We start from the raw sequence: 18240 nt of genomic DNA, 5'->3' as shown, positions 1-18240 counted from the left end.
TGGCGCTGGTGCCGCCGCCTGCAATGCTGAATGGGAGTTCAAGCCAACGCTCCGTGCGTTTGCCCCCTGGCAATTAGGGTGAACCGGTTCGTGTCCGGTAGCCCGCGGCGGCTTCCTCCTGTGGCGGCGCGGTGTTCGGTCAGCGAGAACCTTGAGTATGGCGTGGTGAGCGTGCGGCCTGGGCGGCCCGAGCTGGCCGCCCAGGCCGCACGCCACGGACGGACGACACTGTGGGCGGCAACACCATCGCCTGCGACAACAAGGTCACCGGCGGATGCCTCGCCAAGAAGGGGAGCTGCACCTGACACCCTGTGTCGCCTTGGCCGGGCCCTCGTCGGCTCCGTACCGGCTGTAGGCCGTGGCGGGACGCCTCTGGTGAGGGCGCCGCTCAGAAGGAGATGACGACCTTGCCGGGGGCGTGGCCCTCCTCCAGGTAGCCGATTGCCCTGGGGATTTCCTCGAAGGGGTAGTGACGGTCGATGATCGGGATCACTCGTTTGTCGTTCAGGAATGCGCTCAACATCTGCAGGTTCTGTTTGGGGCTGGGGCACTTGAGGGCGTCTGCCACCGATATCCGCTGGCCGGCGAAGCGGGATACCGCCAGGGCGGAGAGCACATGGCCCATGGGTTGTATCCAGCGACCGGGCGGGCCGCCGACCACCACGTAGGCCCCTTTGGGGCGCAGGGTACGGCGGGAGACGGAGACCGGTCGACTTCCGGCGATGTCCACGAACAGGTCGTAGCGCTGGGTCTCGCGGGTGAAGTCCTGGGTGGTGTAGTCGATGACCTTGGTCGCGCCGAGGGAGTGGACCAGGTCCACGTTCCGGGCGCTGCAGACGCCGGTGACCTCGGCGCCGAGGGCGCGGGCGAGTTGTACGGCGAACGTGCCGACCCCACCGGACGCGCCGTTGATGAGAACACGCTGGCCGGGCAGGATATGACCCTCGTCGCGCAGGGCGAGGAGGGCGGTGTTGGCGGCCATGGGAACCGCGGCGGCCTCCTCGTACGAGAGGTTCTCCGGCTTCGGAGCGAGGTCGGATTCGCGGACGCAGACATATTCAGCGAAGCCGCCACCACTGATGACGGCGAAGACGTCGTCGCCGGGGCGAAACTCCGTGACGTTTCTGCCGACGGATTCGACCTGGCCGGAGATGTCGGCGCCCAGGATGGTGATCTCGGGGGTGCGGAGCGCGAGGCCGCCGGGCATCAGGCGGGCCAGGTACGGCTCGCCGCGCATGTTGTGCCAGTCGTACGGATTGACGGAGCCGGCACGTACCCGGACCAGGACCTCGTCGTCGCGAGGAACGGGAACGGGGATTTCGGTAAGCGTCAGGACATCGGGTGGCCCGTACGAGCGTGAGACGAACGCCTTCATCGCCATCTCCTTATGCGAGTCAATGCGGGTGCGGAGACAGCCAAAGGCTAAGAAACGCGGCCAGGCCACCGAATCAGCCGAAAGTACGCCTGATCGCTGGATGATCGGCTGACCTGAATCGGACCGTTCGTGTGATGAGCAGACATGGGCGAAGAAGCCACGATCCCCTCATGACCGAAAGCAGTGTGAGGGGCACCAAGCCCCAGAAGGTACAGCCCGGCGGACGGGGCGCCAAAGTCCCCGGATGGATGGGGCCCACCGGCCTGATCATGCTCAGCGTGATTCCGGTGGTCGCCGGCGCGCTGCGTTTGGGGGAATTGGCAGGTGGCGCGGCGGTCACCCCCGCCAACGCGCGATTCTTCGCGACACCGCTACCCGTGGTTTTACACATCGTCGGAGCGTCGCTCTACGGCATTGTGGGCGCCTTCCAGTTCGCGAAGAGGTTCCGTCATCGGAGGCCCGGCTGGCACCGCATGGCAGGACGGATTCTCGTTGTATGCGGACTGGTCGCCGCACTCTCCGGCCTGTGGATGACCCTGTTCTATCCTCGCCCGGAAGGCGACGGCGATCTCCTCGCGGTGTTCCGGCTCGTGTTCGGCACGGCGATGGCGGCCTCCCTCGTGCTCGGCTTCGCCGCCATCCGGCGGAGAGACTTCCGCCGCCACCACGCCTGGATGATCCGCGCCTACGCGATCGGCATGGCCGCAGGCACCCAGGCGTTCACCCAGCTCCCCTGGATGCTCCTCGTCGGCCCCCTCGGCGAGATCCCCAGAGCCCTGCTCATGGCCGCCGGATGGATCATCAACCTCGCCGTTGCCGAGTGGATCATCCGCAGACCCTAGTTCCTGAGCCGATGGGTCTCGTACGCCCACATGGCGATTTCCACCCGGTTCCGGGCGCCAAGCTTGGCCATCAGGCTGGCGATATGGGTCTTGACGGTGCTGAGTGAGATGTGAAGTTCGTCAGCGATCTCACTGTTGGTACGTCCCCGGGCCACCGTGACGAGAATCTGCTCCTCACGCTCGGTGAGCGCCTCGATGGGATGGACCGGCGGCGCGGCGGGCCCGGCGTGCGCGAAGGCGGTGAGCAGGCGGGCGGTGACGCTCGGAGCGATGAGCGCGTCACCGCCCGCCGCGGCGTGAACGGCCTGGGAGAGCAGCTGGGCGCCGGCGTTCTTCAGCAGGAACCCCCGGGCTCCCGCGCGCAGCGCCGCGTAGACGTACTCGTCGAGGTCGAAGGTGGTGATGACCACGACGGCGAGTGGGTCGTCGACGGTGGGCCCGGCGAGCATCCGGGTGGCCTCGATGCCGTTGAGCACGGGCATCCGGATGTCGAAAAGGCACACGTCCGGTCGAAGCCGCCGGGCGAGTTCGACTGCTCGCCGGCCGTCGGCGGCCTCGCCGACCACTTCGATCCCCGGCTGCGCGTTGAGGATCATCACCAGTCCGGTACGGACGATCTCCTGGTCATCGGCGACCAGCACCCGGATGCTCACCTGGCCACTCCGGTACGCGGCAGCACGGCGGTGACACTCCATCCCCGGTCGGGATTGGGGCCCGCCGTACAGGTCCCCCCGAGGAGATCAGCCCGTTCGATCATGCCGGTGATTCCGTAACCGGGTGTCCCTGCGGGGCGAACGGGATCGCCGTCGTCGCTCACGTACAGACGGACCGATGTGTCGTCGGCGCTGACCCGGACCAGGACGCGGGTGGCGTGCCGCGCGTGGCGCCGGGCGTTGGTGACCGACTCCTGGGCGAGGCGGTAGATCGCGGCCTCGACGGAAGGTGAGAGGCCGACGATGTCGCCCTCGATCTCCACGTGGACGGACGGGCCGGATTGTCCCGGGCTTTCGAGCTGGGAGAGATCGGCGATGCTCCGCCCGGGCGCCAGGTCCGCGGGCACGTTCCGGCGGAGGACGTGAACCATGGCACGCATCTCGGCGAGCGCCTGGGCCGCCTCGGCCTCGATCACCTGCAACGCCTCGGTGGCGGCGTCCGGCCGCGACGCCGCCGTCGCCAACCCTGCCTGCGCCCGGATCGCCATCGCCGAGACGTGATGGGCGACGGTGTCATGCAGATCTCGGGCCAGTTGCTCACGTTCGAGCAGTTTGACCTGGTCAAGCTCCCGCGTCCGTGCCCTCGTCCGGTACCGGAACGCCGCTCCCACGGCGATCACCAAGAGCACGACGGCGAAGGCGGCGGCGGTGTCGGCGGGACCGGGATAGTCCGCAACCACGGAGAACGTGGCTTTGACGAGAATGATCGCCAACCCGATGATCGCCTCTCGCCCGGACCCCCACCGGAACAGCGCATAGGGCAGGAGAAGCAGATAAATCATGGTGTTGGACTCGGGCGAGTCGCCACCCGTCAGCACCTGGGCCACACCCGAAACGCCGAACGCGATCACGACCATCAGCAGCGGCTGGGTGCGGCGCCACAACAAGGTGGGCACCAGCCCGACCGCGAGGCTCACCGAAATGACCCGTGAGGGCATGTCCGGTCGCACCACTCCTTCGAGCAGCGCGACCGGCAGCAACACCCCCACGAGCACCCAGTCTCGCCACACCCGCCGCGGTGCGTTGGGGGAACGGGGCTCGCACCACACGGAGCGAATAAGGCCGTGCACGAAGTCATGGTACGAGAGCCCCCACCACCCACAATCAGCCCAAAGTACGAGACATTTCGCTCACCGGATTGGTAGTCGTCGCGGACGACGTCTCAAAAGTGGATAACCGGTTCGTTGGAGGAGGAGGGTGACGATGCCCAGGATGCCGCGGTAACCGTTCAGCCTGTACTGCTTCAGAAGTCGTTGCAGGGGGCTTGACCTGCGGATCGACCTGAGGCGGCGGCTCAGGCAAGATCGGTTCTTGCGCCTCTCCCATCTCTTCCACCTGCTCATGATCCGGATGTTCGCCTGGCTGGTGCGCCGTTCAGGCGCGACGCTCCGGGATCTCATGAAACGGATGGGGCACGACTCCGTCCGCGCCGCGACGATCTACCAGCACCGCGCGGCGAAGGCAGACCGCAAGATCGCGAACGCCATGAACGGAAAGATCGCAGAAGTCCTGCCAACCCAGGCGAGCGGCCGCTGAGCAAGATCGCCCGCGTCGGCTGATGGCACGCTAATGGCACGAGCCCCGCAAATCCAGCGCTCCGGCCAGATATCGCAAGGCATTCTCAGGGAGGGCCGTGATCTGTTCTTGAGCGACAGGATCGGGCTCAAGGATCGAGTACACCTACCGCTCGGCCCCGCGCTCAGCAAGCAGCTCGCGCCACGTCTTGTCGCCCCGAGGGATCGGCTTGCCGACGTCGGTCAGTTCCTGCACACGGATGGCCCGCTCGTAGAGGTCTCTGCGGCCCTGCGGATCCTTGATCGAGTCGCACGCAATCAGCCACCAAGTATGGATGAACTCGCTCAGCCGGCCGAGGTCCAAACTGGCACGAACCTCAGCCAGTACCACGTCAAGACCTGCGTCGAACCCGTCTCGATCCTGGGGCACGACCAACGCTCTACGGATGGCGCGCAAATTCTTCTCCGGAAGGGGACCTTCGGGAGTGAACTCCTGCGGTTGCGCGCTCATGCTGCCAGCGTACGTACAGGCGCTCAGCGCGGCCCAGCCGATCGCATGACTCCCAACCGTGGTTCGCCGTCCGGACCCAGCTTCACCGTCCTCGGTGCCTCGCCCACCAGCAGGGACGGCCCGAGCCGTGCACATACAGTCCATGACGATCTATCGCTGTCCAGGTTCGTCCATGGCCGTCGTCACCCAGATAGTCACTCAGTACGGCGACGCCTGCGATCAGCCGGGAAGCAACTCGAACCCCTCCGCATGCCGTCGTCGGCGCGCGGCGTTCATGTCCTTCGGCGGCGATCTTCTCATTTGCATACCCCACGCTGCGCCAGGCTCTCACACACAAACCGGATGCTGAACATCGATCCGTGATATGTCGCTGACATGGCCAAGAAAGGGACGGCGCTGGGTGCCCTCGGCGCGTTGCTGGATCAGTCGCTCGTGCAGATCGCGGAGGCTTCAGCAGACGCACGCGCCTACGACCGGCAAACGATCCACAAGGTCTCGGACGTGTGGGACAACAACACCTTCCCACTGTTCCACGCTGCGACCGCCCTCACTTCGACTGGTCGTGAGCGGCGCGCCCGCGCGGCCCTCGCGTGGATGGCCGATCTCGGGCCGGCACGACGGAGCTGGATGATCGAGCAGGCCAGTGCGACGGGGCACCCACTGGAGCAGATACTGCCACCACTCGTTGTGGATCCTCTGTACACAAGGGACTACCGAGGACGGGTGATGCCACCGTTCATGCCGCTGTCGGCCGAGGCTGCGCTCGAGCTCGGCACGGACTATGACCTGGCCGCCACCGAGGTCCACACCCTGTTGCTCGAACGGGCCGGCACCCGGCTGACCGGGTCTCTGGTCCTGGTTGCCCCTCGCCGCTACGACAGTGGCCTGCAGGCGGAGGAACCGGCCGAGTTGCACCTGTCGCTGAAGGACGTCACCGACATACATTTCGACTCCGACGATCGAATGGGAGTCGTTCTGGAGCACGGGGCAGAGGAGGGGATAGTCATCGGCTTGGGTGCGTGCGGAAGGCTGCGCGCCGCCAGTGGCACCGTTCACCCCGACGACCCGGCCTGGCATCTTTCCGCCGCGGGCCGGGCGGCAGACAGGCGGACCCCGCCCCGTGAGGAGCGAACTCGCCGCGCGTCCAAGCGACGGCGACGACACCCGGAGGGTGCTGCCCTGGTCGCCGCCACGATCCTGCACAGCGCGATGCTGGAGATCCGCATGGTGAGCTACTCCCACCTCGCCGATCAGATCCCCGTCCGACTGCTCGCCCGCGCACTCGCCGGCGCGGGAACGGACATCCTTGCCGCAGGCGCCCGCCGAGGCAACCGCCGCGAGCAAGCATTCCACGACCTGATCAATGTCTGGATCGAGAACACCGGCCCCGCCCTGACTCCCTGGCTGGCGGGCCGACTGCGTTACCTCGCCGACTCGACACAGCTCCCGGACAGCAGCCGTGCATGGATTGAAGAGATCACGGGACCAGAGACGGCGCATCCGTACCTCGCCACAGAACCAGTAACTGACCTGCCTTCAGAGGCCGAACTGCGGCTCGCCAAGTACACAGCCGCACACGCCCGGCACGGGTCGGCACAAGTCTCCTCCACCATCCTGAATCTCGCCCTTCCGCCCAGTCCACAAGACGCCCCGAGCAGGCCTTGGCGGCTGAGCGCTTTGAAAATCGACGACGTGAGCCGGTTCCGATTGCGCGCCGATGCCTTCGACGGCCCTCACGGGTTACGAACAGCCGGGGAGACAAACACCGTCGAGTCCCTGATCATCGACGGCGACGCCCTCAACGTTGGCGGGAGCAAAGCCGGGCCTTGACGCCATCGCCCATGGCCTCGGTCCGCGAGACCGCTGTTTATGGGCCGTCACCTGAGCCGAACGTGCATCGTTCATAAGCGCACCCGCCCTGACCGACGGCGCACGGCTCCCCGTTTCTTCGCACTGGCACGCGCGATCACCGGCGTTTCCTTCTCGGAGCATGCGCGCTGGACGGCAAACTCCTTGGTGCCGTGATCAGCAACGGATGGCACGGTTTCAACCGCCGGTACTGCGAGCGGCCGTCAGCTCCTCATGCAAGATCCCTGCATGGGACGACTTGCGTTGGTCGAGCAAGGTCGCGACCTCGGCCAATCCCTTGTGAGCATGACGGTTCAGCTCGACGGCGTCGGCCACGATGGGCGCGCCCACCCGCAGCGTCTCCGGCCTCGGCGTACGTCTTGGCCAGGCATCGATCTCCAACGCCCAGTCATGGGCGCGGTCGTACCAGGCGCTTGCGGCGGCCCGGTCGTCCACGTCCAGAGACATCCACGCGACGAACTGGGCGTACTGCGCGGCAAGGTCGATCACGCTGTCGGCAAGGGAACCGCGGGCCTGCTGGCCGAGTTCGACCACCACGCCGAGTTGCTGGCGGACGACCTCCAGCAGCGGGCGGGAACCGATGGTGTCTTCGACCTTGCGGTGTTCGGTTCGAAGGCGCTCACCCTGGCACAGGCTCAGGCCATCCTCGATGCCACCGCGAAGACGGCCCCGCATGCGGGCGTACATCGTGCTCTCCCTGCTGATCGGGGCTCGGCCCGAGGAGCTTCGCGCGCTCACCGGGTCACACGTCGTGACGTACGACGAGAAACGGCAGGCATGGCTACCCGTCGACGAACCCGGCTGGGAGCACGAGGAGTTCGCGATCTACGTCTGGCGGTCGGTTCGGCAGAAGGGCGACACCAAGACCGTGAAGTCCCGCCGGTCACTCAAGCATGAGTGTTCAGCGGTGTTCGCTGTCGTTGTCACGCAGGGCCAGCCCCGTCCTCGGTGACCGTATCGCCGCTAGCCAACTGCAGTCGGCTCCGTACCCGCCTCCCGTGAACCGTGGACCCAGAACAGGGGAGCTCTGACCGGTCCCAACGCGAGCAGGGTATCGAACTGCCCCACCGAAGCGCCTTGGAATCCCGTCGAGCCAATGGTCCTGAGCCATGTAAAGCTCCCTGATGTACGCTCACGATCACGGCTCAATTGCGACCCTGATGTCCATGCTGACTCGGGAGGATTCCATTGGTCCGCAGGATCAAGGTCCTGCCCTTCACCTTCAGTTCCGCACCGTGACCAAGGAGAAGGGACGAGACGACCCCGACGACTTCTCGGGGATCAGCCTCGGCGGCATGTCCTTCATCTTGACCGTCATGGCCCTGAGACACCCTTGGCAGTCGCTCAAGGAACTGCTCAGGGTGGTTCGTCGACTGGGCCGCTGGGCGCTCAGGCTCGCAATGGTCCCTGCCGCACTGGTGGCCGCCATCGTGTTGTCGCGCCGAAGGGATCGACGCCCCACCTTCGAGGACTACCTGCATGGCCTCGACGAGGAATGAGACCACTCGTGACCGAGATCTTCCTCCGGATCGCCTGCTACAACAACCGGCGAAGGCACTCGGCGACCGAGAACCCACCTCAGGCCGTCTACGAAGATCGGCTTGCTAGGGTGACCGAACTGGCTGCATGAAACCAGGTGTCCCACACTCCGGGGGAAAGCCCCGTGCCCCGGCCGGCGGGACACTCCTTGACTTTCTGCTTGCCAACGGGAGCCAGTCACGACGTAGAGGGCTCCTCGCCCTGCTCAAGTGGTAGTTGCGGGCCGGTGGCGTGTGGTCATGTGAGGCGGCGTTGCGGTATCCCGCTGCTGTACAGCGCTCTTCGCGGGACCTCGGCCCCTTTGTCAACGCGGATGGAGCGTGCCTGGCAGGATCAGCAGGGAACAACGAGTGCCGTCACGTCGCCTGCTCTCCCGTCTGGCGATCTCCGCCGCGGTCACCCACACCCCTGCCGGGACGACAAATGACCTACCTCGATGAGTTTGACGAGTGGCTGCTCCTACTGGATGGAGAGCCCGAGTTCGACATGGATGCCGGACACCTAAGCGAGCAGGCACGCGGCGCGTTGAGGGGAATCTACGAGACTCACGGTTTCGTCACGGGAGGCGATCTGCGGTCGCTAATCCTTACGCGGAGGGCGACATATGCAACCCAGGCGCTGGAAAAGGTGAATGCCGACCTGCCAGCGCTTACGGCATGGCAGATCCGGCCGGAAGTGCTATTGGAGAAGTCCGCTTCGTCATCCGGATATCTCAACGTACTCGTGCACGGGCACGAGGTGGACGGCCTCGATCCCGTCGGCATCCTCGCCGAGGTCGCCGCTTACCTACAGGCAGACTACATTGACGAATTCCTCCAAGTGTGGCCGGTGTGCTCCCGGCACCGAACCGGGCTCCACCCGCTGGAGAACGGCGACAGCGCGGTCTGGCGGTGCAAAGCAGGCAACCACGACGTGGCGGAGATCGGGTGCCTACGGACAACACATCGCTGACACGGTGCAACTCAGGAGAGACGGGGAACTCGCTGCACGCCCCCGAGAATCAAGTTGGCCTGTAGGGCGGCTACAAATTGCGCACGCTCCCTACCTGCACGGATTCGCCCTACACCATAGACGACCTGCGATAACGCTTTCATTCGTTGTCATCGCTTGCCAACGCTTTTCGGAGTCATGTGCCCCCAAAGTGCCCCGGCCCGTCAGGCATTCGCGAACCCTCAGACCGCGTATTGGGTGGCCGAGGTTACCTGCACTGAGCGATGCTGTACCGGTGTCATCGCCCCTGACCACGCTGGAGTATGAGCGTACGGTTGCTCTGTTGCGGGGCAGGCGTATCGAGAGGGTCATCTACTACCCCCTGATGGGCGGGGAGGACGGTTGCGAAGTCGAAGACTGGGACTTCGGGCCGTGGCACCAGCCGACCATGGGCGTCGAGTTGCTCACCGGCGACGGCGCTCGATTCTCGGCCGTGTGGGGAAGCAGCTTCGACCACTACGGGCTTGAACTCTTCCCTGAGCCGATGACCGATCACCTGCTAGGGATCGGAGAGCCAGGAGGCTCGGCGCAGGTGGATGTGACCGATCATGTGCGCTGGTCAACCCTGGTCGGTGGAAAGCTGACCTCCGTTGACATCGCCTGGGCCGAAGGCCCTAGGCACGGCATCCGGGTGCCGGACGCCATCCGGTTGTGCTCGCGAGAGAGGGCAGTGTGGATCGCCGTCGGCCGGCCAGCGGATTATCCACCGGGAGGGGCCTACGCCCTGGGCACCGACGATGTCATGGTGGTCTTCACCACCGAGTTCGCGGCCAAGGTGGGCATTCCCAACACCTGCTGATCGGAGTGGCCGAGCCAGCAGCCGTCCATCTTCTACCGGTTCACGCCCCTGAGATTAGCGAGACCCACCGCTGGCGAGTGGGGCAGGGCTGGGAGACGTGGTCGGTGCTGCTGACTGGTCAGGTCCGCTAGACGGGCTGGCGGCGTGCTCGACCTCCTACCCTCGTGCCGAGGAGATCTTCGAGGAGAACACCCGGCTACTGGCCAACCCGCTCACTTCTCCCGAGGACGTCGAGGACTGGACGGCTCGACCCTCCACTGCTCCGCCACAGCGCCCTGACACACGACGCCGAAGGCGGCACCTCTACTCCGATGCTGCTGGCACGCTCCCGCCACGCCTCCGTCCGTTTCGACACCCGAACCACCGTCAACGGGACATGCAGCTGATGCCACATACCCGACCGGATGCCGGTTCGTATGGCGAGGGTCGGACCTCACCAGCGATCAGATCGAAGCCTCGTCGGTCAGAGACGGCACAGCGCACGGGCGGAGGACCATGAGCGAGTCCTCCAAGGCGGCCACCATGGCAAAGGGGAACCGGTCCAGTTCAAGACAGAGCGCGACGTCATCAGGATGGGCTCCTTGGCGCACACCCTCCGCCAACTCGGCGGCGGCGCGTGACTCGCCGGCGCGGCGGAGGAACTCAGACGCATCCGCCCCGGCCCCGGTGGCCCTCTGGGCGATGTATTGGGCGCACGCCAGATCTTCATCGGCACGCCCCTCGTCGCCGGTGACCACGAACGTGACACTGCCGCACCCGCGTGTCCGCAACAGCCGAGCCGTTGCCTCCGCCACCACGAAGCTGGCGCACAGCACCAGCGACGCCTCCTTGACAGCAAGGGCGCCGACCGTCCCTGCCGTGGTCTTCTGCACAACGGTCCGTCCGCCAAGGTCATCAGACCGCAGCAGGCCCGGTGAGTTGACGGTGTCGAACCCTGTCGCCGGCGGACCGTCTTTGAGCGCCACCCAATCCGGGTGGCGAGCCTTGAGCACCAGGGCTTCGTCCAGCGACTCAGCGAGAACGATTTTTTCCGCTCCCTGGGCGAAGACCCAGGCAGCCACTGTGAAGGCACGCATGACGTCGACTACGACCGCCGCGGACGGGGCTTCGACCAGCTCAGCGATTGCAAGGAAACGACTCTCCATCCGATCATGATCGCGCATGCCTGACCCGAAGCACCCATACAGTGACACGCACGGGCCATGCTGATGACCGCGACGGACGACCAGATCATTCCGCCTAACCCTTGCCGCATTTCGGCGTCCCCGGGCTCCATTCCCACGATCTCCGCCACACCGGGAACACGATCGCGGCCAGTGCCGGCGCTTCCCTCCGCGACCTGATGGTGGGCCATGACAGCGTGCGCGCCGCGATGATCTACCAACACCGCACGGCGGAGGCGGACCGCAAGATCGCGACCACCATGAACGGAAAGATCACGGAAGTCCTGCCAGCCAAGGCGAGTGGTCCCTGAGCAAGATCGCCTATATCGGCTAATGGCCCGCTAATGGCACGAAACGTCGTAGCAAGATCGCTACGAGGCTTGTTTTCGCTGGTGGGCGGTACTGGGTTCGAACCAGTGACCCCTCGCTTGTAAGGCGAGTGCTCTACCACTGAGCTAACCGCCCCAGACGGGACTACACCTTACGACACCGGGGCGCCTTTCAGCACATCGGGAGATCGGTCCGTTTCCCTTCGCGTACGGACCGGCGGCGCCGGAGCATCTCCGCCGTCGCCGGTCCGTCGCGTCACGGTAGGGCTAATGTGCGCCGAGCAGCCTCTCCGGCGTCCAGTCGGCGCCCACGCCGGGCTCGTCGGCGGCCTGCCAGCCGAGCAGCGCGGCGCCCAGCATCCCCGCGTGTACGCCGAGGGCCGACGGGCGGAGTTCGGGGGGCTCGCAGAAGGCGAGCCGCGCGGCGAGCCGTTCACGCAGCGGATCGAACAGGGCGGCTCCCGCCTCCCCGAGGCCGCCGCCGATGACGATCAGCGACGGGTCCAGCAGCAGCGTGTACGAGCCGAGCGAGATCGCCAGCGCCTCGATCGCCTCGTCGAAGACCTCGCGCGCGTCGGGGTCGCCCGACGCCGCCAGCGTCACGACCTCCTTCGCGGTGGCCGCGCGGCCGGTGCGTCGCTCGTAGCGCCGGGACACCGCCGACGCGGACGCGTACGTCTCCAGGCAGCCGATCTGGCCGCACGCGCACGGCTCGCCCGACGGCCAGACGGTGGTGTGGCCGATCTCGCCGCCCCATCCGTGCACCCCGCCGTACGGCTCGCCACGCACGACGACCGCGCCCGCGATGCCCGTGCCGATGGGGAGGAAGAGGAAGTCGGCGGTGTCGCGGCCGGCGCCGAAGACGCTCTCGGCCAGCCCACCGGTGCGTACGTCGTGCCCGAGACGCGCAGGGACGTCGCCCGGCACGAACTCCTCGGCGGGCACGTCCCGCCACCCGATGTTGGCCGAGTAGACGGCCATGGAAGAGGTCACGATCCCCGGTACGGCGAGGCCGACGCCGGACGGCTCCCCCCCGTAGCGGGCGCGCCCGTGCCCGGCCAGCTCGCCCACGTAGGCGCGGATGGCGGCGACCACAGCGGCCGGCCCCCGTTCACGTTCCGTCGGGTGCCCGGCGAAAGGGGTCACCTCGCCGGAGCGCGTGACGAGCCCGCCCTTCATCGACGTACCGCCCACATCGAGGGCAACCACGTAATTCACCCGGACATCGTCCTCACCAAAGGACGTTTTCGCCAAATCCACGCCCAAAGACGATCAGGAACGGCCGAGGACCCGGTTGAGCGCCGCCTCGACCTCGGCCGACAGATCGGGTGATCCGGGCGCGGTGACCAGGGACTCGCAGGAGCGCGCGGCCCGCACGGCGCCGCAGGAGCGGCACTCGACCTCGCCGAGGCGGCAGATCAACGCGGTGGAACCGCACGAGACGCACGCGTCGAGATCGAGATCGTGCGCACGCTGGCAGTCCGGGCAGATCAGGACCTGCGTCTCATGGCGCACCCCGCGTTTCCAGGGACTCACGCCGCGGACCGGGTCGGTCTGCCGGGCCCCGCAATGGAAGCAGGGCATCTTCGCCTCCCGTAAGGCAGGGTCACAGGTGTGTGAGCACCTTCTGGTACTCGGTGACGTCACGCGCGGATCCGATCGGATTCACGACCTTCCAGCGGATGACGCCCTCACGGTCGATGATGAAGGTGCCGCGGTTCGCGACCCCCTTCTCCTCGTCGAACACACCGTACGCCCGGGCCACCTCACCGTGCGGCCAGAAGTCCGAGAGCATGGGAAAGGTGTAGCCCTCCCGATCGGCCCAGGCGCGGTGAGCGAAGACGGAGTCGACCGAGACGGTCAGCACCTCGACGTCGTCGGCGACCGCAGGGAGGAGATCGTCACGGATCGCGTTCAGCTCACCGTGGCACACGCCGGTGAACGCCAGAGGATAGAAGACGAGCACCACGTTGCGTCCGCGCAGGTCCGCGAGACGGACAGGGGCGCCGTGCTGGTCCTGGAGTTCGAATTCCGGAGCCCGTTCCCCGACTTCCACCGACATGCGCGCCTCCTCCGGGTTGGTCGCACATCATCCTGCCGCACGGCATCGCCGGGCCGTACGGCAGGGCGTCGGCGTCAGTTCAACGGCGGGCCTTGGGCGTGACCAGCCGCGTTCCGGACCAGTCCCGGGCGGCGCTGATGCTGCTCGTCTGGGAGAGGCCGGCGGTCGTCGCGTCCTCACCGATGTCGCTGGGCTCGACGTGGCCATCCCGCCCCGCCTTCGGGGTCAGCAACCAGATCTGGCCTCCGTCGGCGAGTGCCGTCATGGCGTCGCTGAGAGCGTCGAAGAGATCACCGTCGCCGTCGCGCCACCACAGCAGCACCACGTCGACGACGTCCTCGTACTCCTCGTCCACCAACTCGTTGCCGGTCAGCTCTTCGATGGACTCGCGAAGTGCCTCGTCGCAGTCCTCGTCCCAGCCGATCTCCTGCACCACCTGACCGGCTTTGAGGCCGAGTCGTTCGGCCAGGCCGCGCTCGCCCTGCGCCTGACCCGCGGTCGCGCTCACGTTTATCCCTCCTGCTTGGGTGACCCCGCCTTGCATGCGGTTGTCCGGCTCCTCTGAGAGCCATGCTTCGGCACAGTCCACACGCTGTGACCCACCGTCGTCAACGGTCGCCACGACCGGTGACCCGCACCGTTATCTAAAATCCGACAAAAACGACAAACGAACACGCCGGTCGGGGTTGTCCACGTTGAGATCGACAAGGGACACCGACTGCCACGTGCCCAGCGCGAGCCTCCCGTCCAGCACCGGGATCGTCGCGTACGGCGGGATGATCGCGGGCATGACATGGGATCTTCCATGCCCGCGCGAGCCGTGCGCATGCCTCCAACGGTCGTCCGCGGGAAGCAGGTCGCCGAGCGCGGCGAGAAGGTCCTCGTCGCTGCCCGATCCGAGCTCGATGAGGGCGATCCCCGCCGTCGCGTGCGGCACGAAGACGTGCAACAACCCGTCTCCCCCGCACTCGCGCGCGAACTCCTCACACTCACCGGTGATGTCGTACACCCGGTCGCGCGCTCCGGTCCGCACCGCGATCTCCCTGGATCTCACAGCGCGATATTACTTACGATCCCCGCTGAGCTGGGACGACGACCGCGTCCGGGCCGGGGAACACCAGGCCGGTGTGTCCGTCGTCGAACCTGACGACGTACGGCGGCTCGCCACCGGGTCCACGTACCTCGATGATCTCGCCGCGCTTCTCGTGCTCTCCCACGACGGTCCCATGCACCAGGAGCCGGTCACCCACCGTTGCATGCATCTCGTTTCCTCCCTCTCATTCCAGAGCCTGATACGGCTTTCGCCCGCTGGGAAGGGGAGTAACCCATCCTCCGTAAGAGGGAGGAACAACGCATACCGAAACGTTACGCTGTCCCATCACGACGGACGGGGCGGATGGCGAGCGGCTTACGCCACGGACACCGAACGGCCGCAGCGAACCAGGCAAGACCAGGAGAAATCGGGCGGCGACCCGCGCGAGCGAGACACCTGATCGAACGGCGCGGATCCGCCGATCCACAGGGGGAAATCGGGGGACGGCAGCCCGTGATCGCCCCCGGAGACCGAGACACTCTGGGCGGTCTGTAAGAATCGTCCTACCATCGGTGGTCTAGGCCTTGTATCCCTGCCTGCCAGCAGGGACATCCTGGTTACCCGGCAGTAGAGATGCACTTTCCGGGGCAAGCGGCCAGGATGGAAGTGCCTAGACAAGACATAGTCCATCCTCGGAAGGCGAGACCCAGTGGCTTCCGGACGCCAGCGCTTCTCGATCATCAGTGACGGCCTACCCAGCCAGTTGCCTGATGTCGACCCGAGCGAGACCAGGGAATGGCTCGAATCGCTCGACAACGTCATCAAGACGGAGGGCCGCACCCGCGCCCGCTATCTGATGCTCCGACTCCTGGAGCGGGCTCGAGAGCACCAGGTCGGCGTGCCCGGCCTGCGGAGCACCGACTACATCAACACCATTCCACCGGAGCGAGAGCCCTGGTTCCCCGGCGACGAGTACGTCGAGCGCCGCATCCGGGCCTACATCCGCTGGAACGCGGCCGTGATGGTCACCCGGGCCAACGCCCGCACCAACGTCGGCGGCCACATCGCGACGTACGCCTCCGCGGCCTCGCTGTACGAGGTGGGCTTCAACCACTTCTTCCGGGGCAAGGACCACGGCGAGTCCGGTGACCAGGTGTTCATCCAGGGTCACGCGGCGCCCGGCATCTACGCCCGCGCGTTCCTCGAGGGCCGCCTGTCGGCTCCGGAGCTGGACGCGTTCCGGCAGGAGCTGTCCCACGGGATCAAGGGTCTGCCGTCCTACCCGCACCCGCGGCTCATGCCCGACTTCTGGGAGTTCCCCACGGTCTCCATGGGTCTGGGGCCGATCGCGGCGATCTACCAGGCGCGGTTCAACCGCTACCTGCTGAACCGCCAGATCAAGGACACCAGCCGCAGCCACGTGTGGTGCTTCCTGGGCGACGGCGAGATGGACGAGCCCGAGTCGCTGGGCGCGATCGGTCTGGCCGCGCGCGAGGAGCTGGACAACCTCACCTTCGTCATCAACTGCAACCTGCAGCGACTCGACGGTCCGGTACGCGGCAACGGCAAGATCATCCAGGAGCTGGAGTCCTACTTCCGGGGCGCCGGCTGGAACGTCATCAAGGTCGTCTGGGGCCGCGACTGGGACCCGCTGCTCGCCGCCGACGTGGACGGCGTCCTGGTCAACCAGATGAACACCACGCCCGACGGCCAGTTCCAGACCTACTCGGTCGAGTCCGGGGCGTACATCCGTGATCACTTCTTCGGCAGCGACCCGCGGCTGCGCAAGATGGTCGAGCACCTGACCGACGACGACATCCGCAAGCTGTCGCGCGGCGGCCACGACTACCGCAAGGTCTACGCGGCGTTCAAGGCGGCCAGCGAGCACGTCGGCCAGCCGACCGTCATCCTCGCCCAGACCATCAAGGGCTGGACCCTCGGCAAGGACTTCGAGGCGCGCAACGCGACTCACCAGATGAAGAAGATGTCGAAGGCCGAGCTCAAGGAGTTCCGCGACCGGCTCTACCTGCCGATCCCGGACAAGGACCTCGAAGGCGACCTCCCGCCGTACTTCCACCCCGGCGAGGACAACGAGGAGATCGCCTACATGAAGGAGCGCCGGGCCGCGCTCGGTGGTTTCCTGCCCAAACGGCTCACCCGGGCCAAGGCCCTCAAGCTGCCCGGCGACGACGTCTACAAGCAGCTCGCCAAGGGCTCGGGCAAGCAGAACGTCGCCACCACCATGGCGTTCGTCCGGCTGCTGAAGGACCTCATGCGGGACAAGGAGATCGGTCACCGGTTCGTGCCGATCATTCCCGACGAGGCGCGCACCTTCGGCGTCGACGCGATGTTCCCGACCGCCAAGATCTACTCGCCGCACGGGCAGACGTACGAGGCGGTCGACCGGGAGCTGCTGCTCTCCTACAAGGAGTCCACAGAGGGGCAGATCCTGCACGAGGGCATCAGCGAGGCCGGCTCGATGGGCTCGGTGATCGCCACCGGCACCTCCTACGCCACGCACGGCGAGCACATGATCCCGATCTACATCTTCTACTCGATGTTCGGGTTCCAGCGCACCGCCGACCAGATGTGGCAGCTCGCCGACCAGATGGGCCGCGGCTTCCTGCTCGGCGCGACCGCCGGCCGCACCACCCTGAACGGCGAGGGCCTCCAGCACGAGGACGGCCACACGCCGCTCATCGCCTCGACGAACCCGGCCGCCGTCGCCTACGACCCGGCCTGGGCGTTCGAGATCGCGCACATCGTCAAGGACGGCCTGCGCAGGATGTACGGCGAGTCGCCGGAGAACGTCTTCTACTACCTGACCGTCTACAACGAGCCGTACCCGCAGCCCGCGCAGCCGGCGGACGTGGACGTCGAGGGCATCCTCAAGGGCCTGTACCTGTTCGCCCCCGCCCCCGCGACCGGGGGGCCGAAGGCCAACATCCTGGTTTCCGGCGTCGCCGGCCCGTGGGCACTGGAGGCGCAGCGCCTCCTCGCCGAGGACTGGGGCGTGGAAGCCTCCGTCTGGTCGGCCACCTCGTGGTCGGAGCTCCGCCGGGAGGCCCTCGCGGTCGAGGAGCACAACCTGCTCAACCCCGACGCCGAGCAGCGCGTGCCGTACGTCACGCGGAAGCTGTCCGAGGCGCAGGGCCCGTTCGTGGGCGTCAGCGACTACATGCGGGCCGTCCAGGACCAGATCGCCCAGTGGGTGCCCGGTGACTGGAGCTCGCTCGGCACCGACGGCTTCGGCCTGTCGGACACCCGCTCGGCGCTGCGCCGCCACTTCCACGTGGACGCCGCCTCGATCACGCTGGCGGTGCTGACCCAGCTCGCCCGGCGCGGCGAGGTCAAGCCCGAGGTGCTGCGCGAGGCGGTCGCCCGCTACCACCTGAAGAACGGCGTGACCGAGGTCGGCGCTCCGGCGGAGACCAACGACACCCAGTCGATGGGCGTGTAGCTCCCTGCTGTTCCGGGTCCGCCACGGCGGACCCGGGCCTT

The 18240-nt window shown here is 66.8% G+C and carries 21 protein-coding genes and 1 tRNA gene; 9 read left to right on the top strand and 13 right to left on the bottom strand.

Annotated elements, in window-relative coordinates; genetic code table 11:
- Positions 1-388: 388 nt before the first annotated feature.
- Positions 389-1375 carry an NAD(P)-dependent alcohol dehydrogenase gene (locus AWQ68_RS22520; protein ID WP_066943338.1) on the bottom strand — a complete coding sequence of 329 codons (987 nt, stop codon included), beginning with the start codon at positions 1373-1375 and terminating at the stop codon, positions 389-391.
- A gap of 170 nt (positions 1376-1545) precedes the next feature.
- Here AWQ68_RS22520 and AWQ68_RS22515 point away from each other — a divergent pair, with 170 nt between their 5' ends.
- Positions 1546-2217, top strand: a complete 672-nt coding sequence (locus AWQ68_RS22515; protein WP_084464295.1) for a DUF2306 domain-containing protein — start codon at positions 1546-1548, stop codon at positions 2215-2217.
- On the opposite strand, the gene AWQ68_RS22510 is transcribed toward AWQ68_RS22515, so the two are convergent.
- Together AWQ68_RS22510 and AWQ68_RS22505 are read right to left on the bottom strand one after the other, a co-directional pair.
- Positions 2214-2870: a response regulator gene (locus AWQ68_RS22510; RefSeq protein ID WP_066943293.1), complete on the bottom strand. Its 657-nt coding sequence runs from the start codon at positions 2868-2870 to the stop codon at positions 2214-2216. The two genes, AWQ68_RS22515 and AWQ68_RS22510, sit on opposite strands and share 4 nt — an antisense overlap.
- Positions 2867-4000, bottom strand: a complete 1134-nt coding sequence (locus tag AWQ68_RS22505) for a sensor histidine kinase (RefSeq protein WP_066943291.1) — start codon at positions 3998-4000, stop codon at positions 2867-2869. The genes AWQ68_RS22510 and AWQ68_RS22505 overlap by 4 nt, the downstream gene beginning before the upstream one ends.
- Positions 4001-4280: 280 nt before the next feature.
- Between AWQ68_RS22505 and AWQ68_RS22500 the strand changes: the two genes are divergently transcribed.
- Complete coding sequence (locus tag AWQ68_RS22500) at positions 4281-4466, top strand: hypothetical protein (protein WP_169808970.1); 186 nt, start codon at positions 4281-4283, stop codon at positions 4464-4466.
- Positions 4467-4610: 144 nt separating this feature from the next.
- On the opposite strand, the gene AWQ68_RS22495 is transcribed toward AWQ68_RS22500, so the two are convergent.
- The gene (locus AWQ68_RS22495; protein ID WP_066943288.1) at positions 4611-4955 is read right to left on the bottom strand and encodes a DUF6247 family protein; all 345 of its coding nucleotides are present in this window, start codon (positions 4953-4955) and stop codon (positions 4611-4613) included.
- A 375-nt stretch (positions 4956-5330) separates the two neighbouring features.
- Here AWQ68_RS22495 and AWQ68_RS22490 point away from each other — a divergent pair, with 375 nt between their 5' ends.
- Positions 5331-6785: a hypothetical protein gene (locus tag AWQ68_RS22490; RefSeq protein WP_066943286.1), complete on the top strand. Its 1455-nt coding sequence runs from the start codon at positions 5331-5333 to the stop codon at positions 6783-6785.
- A gap of 216 nt (positions 6786-7001) precedes the next feature.
- On the opposite strand, the gene AWQ68_RS22485 is transcribed toward AWQ68_RS22490, so the two are convergent.
- A complete protein-coding gene (locus tag AWQ68_RS22485; protein ID WP_066943284.1) occupies positions 7002-7511 on the bottom strand; it encodes a hypothetical protein in 510 nt (169 codons plus the stop codon).
- On the opposite strand from AWQ68_RS22485, the gene AWQ68_RS22480 reads away from it, so the two are divergent.
- The 4 genes from AWQ68_RS22480 to AWQ68_RS22465 all read left to right on the top strand — a co-directional run bounded on the left by AWQ68_RS22480 (position 7498) and on the right by AWQ68_RS22465 (position 10152).
- A complete protein-coding gene (locus tag AWQ68_RS22480) occupies positions 7498-7776 on the top strand; it encodes a hypothetical protein (RefSeq protein ID WP_066943282.1) in 279 nt (92 codons plus the stop codon). The two genes, AWQ68_RS22485 and AWQ68_RS22480, sit on opposite strands and share 14 nt — an antisense overlap.
- Before the next feature lie 214 nt (positions 7777-7990).
- Positions 7991-8323, top strand: a complete 333-nt coding sequence (locus AWQ68_RS22475) for a hypothetical protein (protein ID WP_157545581.1) — start codon at positions 7991-7993, stop codon at positions 8321-8323.
- Positions 8324-8786: 463 nt separating this feature from the next.
- On the top strand, positions 8787-9314 hold the full coding sequence (locus AWQ68_RS22470) for a hypothetical protein (protein ID WP_066943278.1): 528 nt from the start codon (positions 8787-8789) through the stop codon (positions 9312-9314).
- 274 nt (positions 9315-9588) lie between these two features.
- A complete protein-coding gene (locus AWQ68_RS22465) occupies positions 9589-10152 on the top strand; it encodes a hypothetical protein (protein WP_084464294.1) in 564 nt (187 codons plus the stop codon).
- A 443-nt stretch (positions 10153-10595) separates the two neighbouring features.
- Here the strand turns inward: AWQ68_RS22465 and AWQ68_RS22460 are convergent, their stop codons facing one another.
- Positions 10596-11297: a 2-phosphosulfolactate phosphatase gene (locus tag AWQ68_RS22460; RefSeq protein WP_066943275.1), complete on the bottom strand. Its 702-nt coding sequence runs from the start codon at positions 11295-11297 to the stop codon at positions 10596-10598.
- A gap of 101 nt (positions 11298-11398) precedes the next feature.
- Between AWQ68_RS22460 and AWQ68_RS22455 the strand changes: the two genes are divergently transcribed.
- Complete coding sequence (locus AWQ68_RS22455; RefSeq protein ID WP_157545579.1) at positions 11399-11626, top strand: tyrosine-type recombinase/integrase; 228 nt, start codon at positions 11399-11401, stop codon at positions 11624-11626.
- Between the two features lie 79 nt (positions 11627-11705).
- Here AWQ68_RS22455 and AWQ68_RS22450 read toward each other — a convergent pair.
- The 7 genes from AWQ68_RS22450 to AWQ68_RS22420 form a co-directional block, all read right to left on the bottom strand.
- Positions 11706-11780 (bottom strand) — tRNA-Val (locus AWQ68_RS22450).
- A gap of 131 nt (positions 11781-11911) precedes the next feature.
- Positions 11912-12862 carry an ROK family protein gene (locus tag AWQ68_RS22445; protein ID WP_066943273.1) on the bottom strand — a complete coding sequence of 317 codons (951 nt, stop codon included), beginning with the start codon at positions 12860-12862 and terminating at the stop codon, positions 11912-11914.
- Positions 12863-12916: 54 nt separating this feature from the next.
- Positions 12917-13159 (bottom strand): hypothetical protein, encoded by a 243-nt coding sequence (locus tag AWQ68_RS22440; protein ID WP_245656035.1) that lies wholly within the window; start codon positions 13157-13159, stop codon positions 12917-12919.
- A gap of 91 nt (positions 13160-13250) precedes the next feature.
- Complete coding sequence (locus tag AWQ68_RS22435) at positions 13251-13706, bottom strand: peroxiredoxin (RefSeq protein ID WP_066943269.1); 456 nt, start codon at positions 13704-13706, stop codon at positions 13251-13253.
- A 79-nt stretch (positions 13707-13785) separates the two neighbouring features.
- The gene (locus tag AWQ68_RS22430; protein ID WP_066943267.1) at positions 13786-14214 is read right to left on the bottom strand and encodes a DUF3052 domain-containing protein; all 429 of its coding nucleotides are present in this window, start codon (positions 14212-14214) and stop codon (positions 13786-13788) included.
- A 132-nt stretch (positions 14215-14346) separates the two neighbouring features.
- Complete coding sequence (locus AWQ68_RS22425) at positions 14347-14760, bottom strand: secondary thiamine-phosphate synthase enzyme YjbQ (RefSeq protein WP_066943265.1); 414 nt, start codon at positions 14758-14760, stop codon at positions 14347-14349.
- 13 nt (positions 14761-14773) lie between these two features.
- On the bottom strand, positions 14774-14968 hold the full coding sequence (locus tag AWQ68_RS22420; protein WP_084464292.1) for a DUF1918 domain-containing protein: 195 nt from the start codon (positions 14966-14968) through the stop codon (positions 14774-14776).
- A gap of 480 nt (positions 14969-15448) precedes the next feature.
- On the opposite strand from AWQ68_RS22420, the gene aceE reads away from it, so the two are divergent.
- The gene (gene aceE / locus AWQ68_RS22415; protein WP_066943262.1) at positions 15449-18199 is read left to right on the top strand and encodes a pyruvate dehydrogenase (acetyl-transferring), homodimeric type; all 2751 of its coding nucleotides are present in this window, start codon (positions 15449-15451) and stop codon (positions 18197-18199) included.
- The last annotated feature ends 41 nt before the right edge of the window (positions 18200-18240 follow it).

It is taken from the genome of Microtetraspora fusca (genome assembly GCF_001570365.1).
GTDB lineage: Bacteria > Actinomycetota > Actinomycetes > Streptosporangiales > Streptosporangiaceae > Microtetraspora > Microtetraspora fusca.
The sequence above is the reverse complement of the archived record's forward strand: the minus strand, read 5'-3'. Positions and strand labels throughout refer to the sequence as shown.

What these genes read in the sequence shown, in the direction of transcription:
- AWQ68_RS22520 (WP_066943338.1), bottom strand. Translation starts at nt 1,375, where the DNA reads ATGAAGGCGTTCGTCTCACGCTCGTACGGGCCACCCGATGTCCTGACG.
- AWQ68_RS22515 (WP_084464295.1), top strand. Translation starts at nt 1,546, where the DNA reads ATGACCGAAAGCAGTGTGAGGGGCACCAAGCCCCAGAAGGTACAGCCC.
- AWQ68_RS22500 (WP_169808970.1), top strand. Translation starts at nt 4,281, where the DNA reads ATGTTCGCCTGGCTGGTGCGCCGTTCAGGCGCGACGCTCCGGGATCTC.
- AWQ68_RS22495 (WP_066943288.1), bottom strand. Translation starts at nt 4,955, where the DNA reads ATGAGCGCGCAACCGCAGGAGTTCACTCCCGAAGGTCCCCTTCCGGAG.
- AWQ68_RS22490 (WP_066943286.1), top strand. Translation starts at nt 5,331, where the DNA reads ATGGCCAAGAAAGGGACGGCGCTGGGTGCCCTCGGCGCGTTGCTGGAT.
- AWQ68_RS22480 (WP_066943282.1), top strand. Translation starts at nt 7,498, where the DNA reads ATGCGGGCGTACATCGTGCTCTCCCTGCTGATCGGGGCTCGGCCCGAG.
- AWQ68_RS22485 (WP_066943284.1), bottom strand. Translation starts at nt 7,511, where the DNA reads ATGTACGCCCGCATGCGGGGCCGTCTTCGCGGTGGCATCGAGGATGGC.
- AWQ68_RS22475 (WP_157545581.1), top strand. Translation starts at nt 7,991, where the DNA reads ATGCTGACTCGGGAGGATTCCATTGGTCCGCAGGATCAAGGTCCTGCC.
- AWQ68_RS22470 (WP_066943278.1), top strand. Translation starts at nt 8,787, where the DNA reads ATGACCTACCTCGATGAGTTTGACGAGTGGCTGCTCCTACTGGATGGA.
- AWQ68_RS22460 (WP_066943275.1), bottom strand. Translation starts at nt 11,297, where the DNA reads ATGGAGAGTCGTTTCCTTGCAATCGCTGAGCTGGTCGAAGCCCCGTCC.
- AWQ68_RS22435 (WP_066943269.1), bottom strand. Translation starts at nt 13,706, where the DNA reads ATGTCGGTGGAAGTCGGGGAACGGGCTCCGGAATTCGAACTCCAGGAC.
- AWQ68_RS22420 (WP_084464292.1), bottom strand. Translation starts at nt 14,968, where the DNA reads ATGCATGCAACGGTGGGTGACCGGCTCCTGGTGCATGGGACCGTCGTG.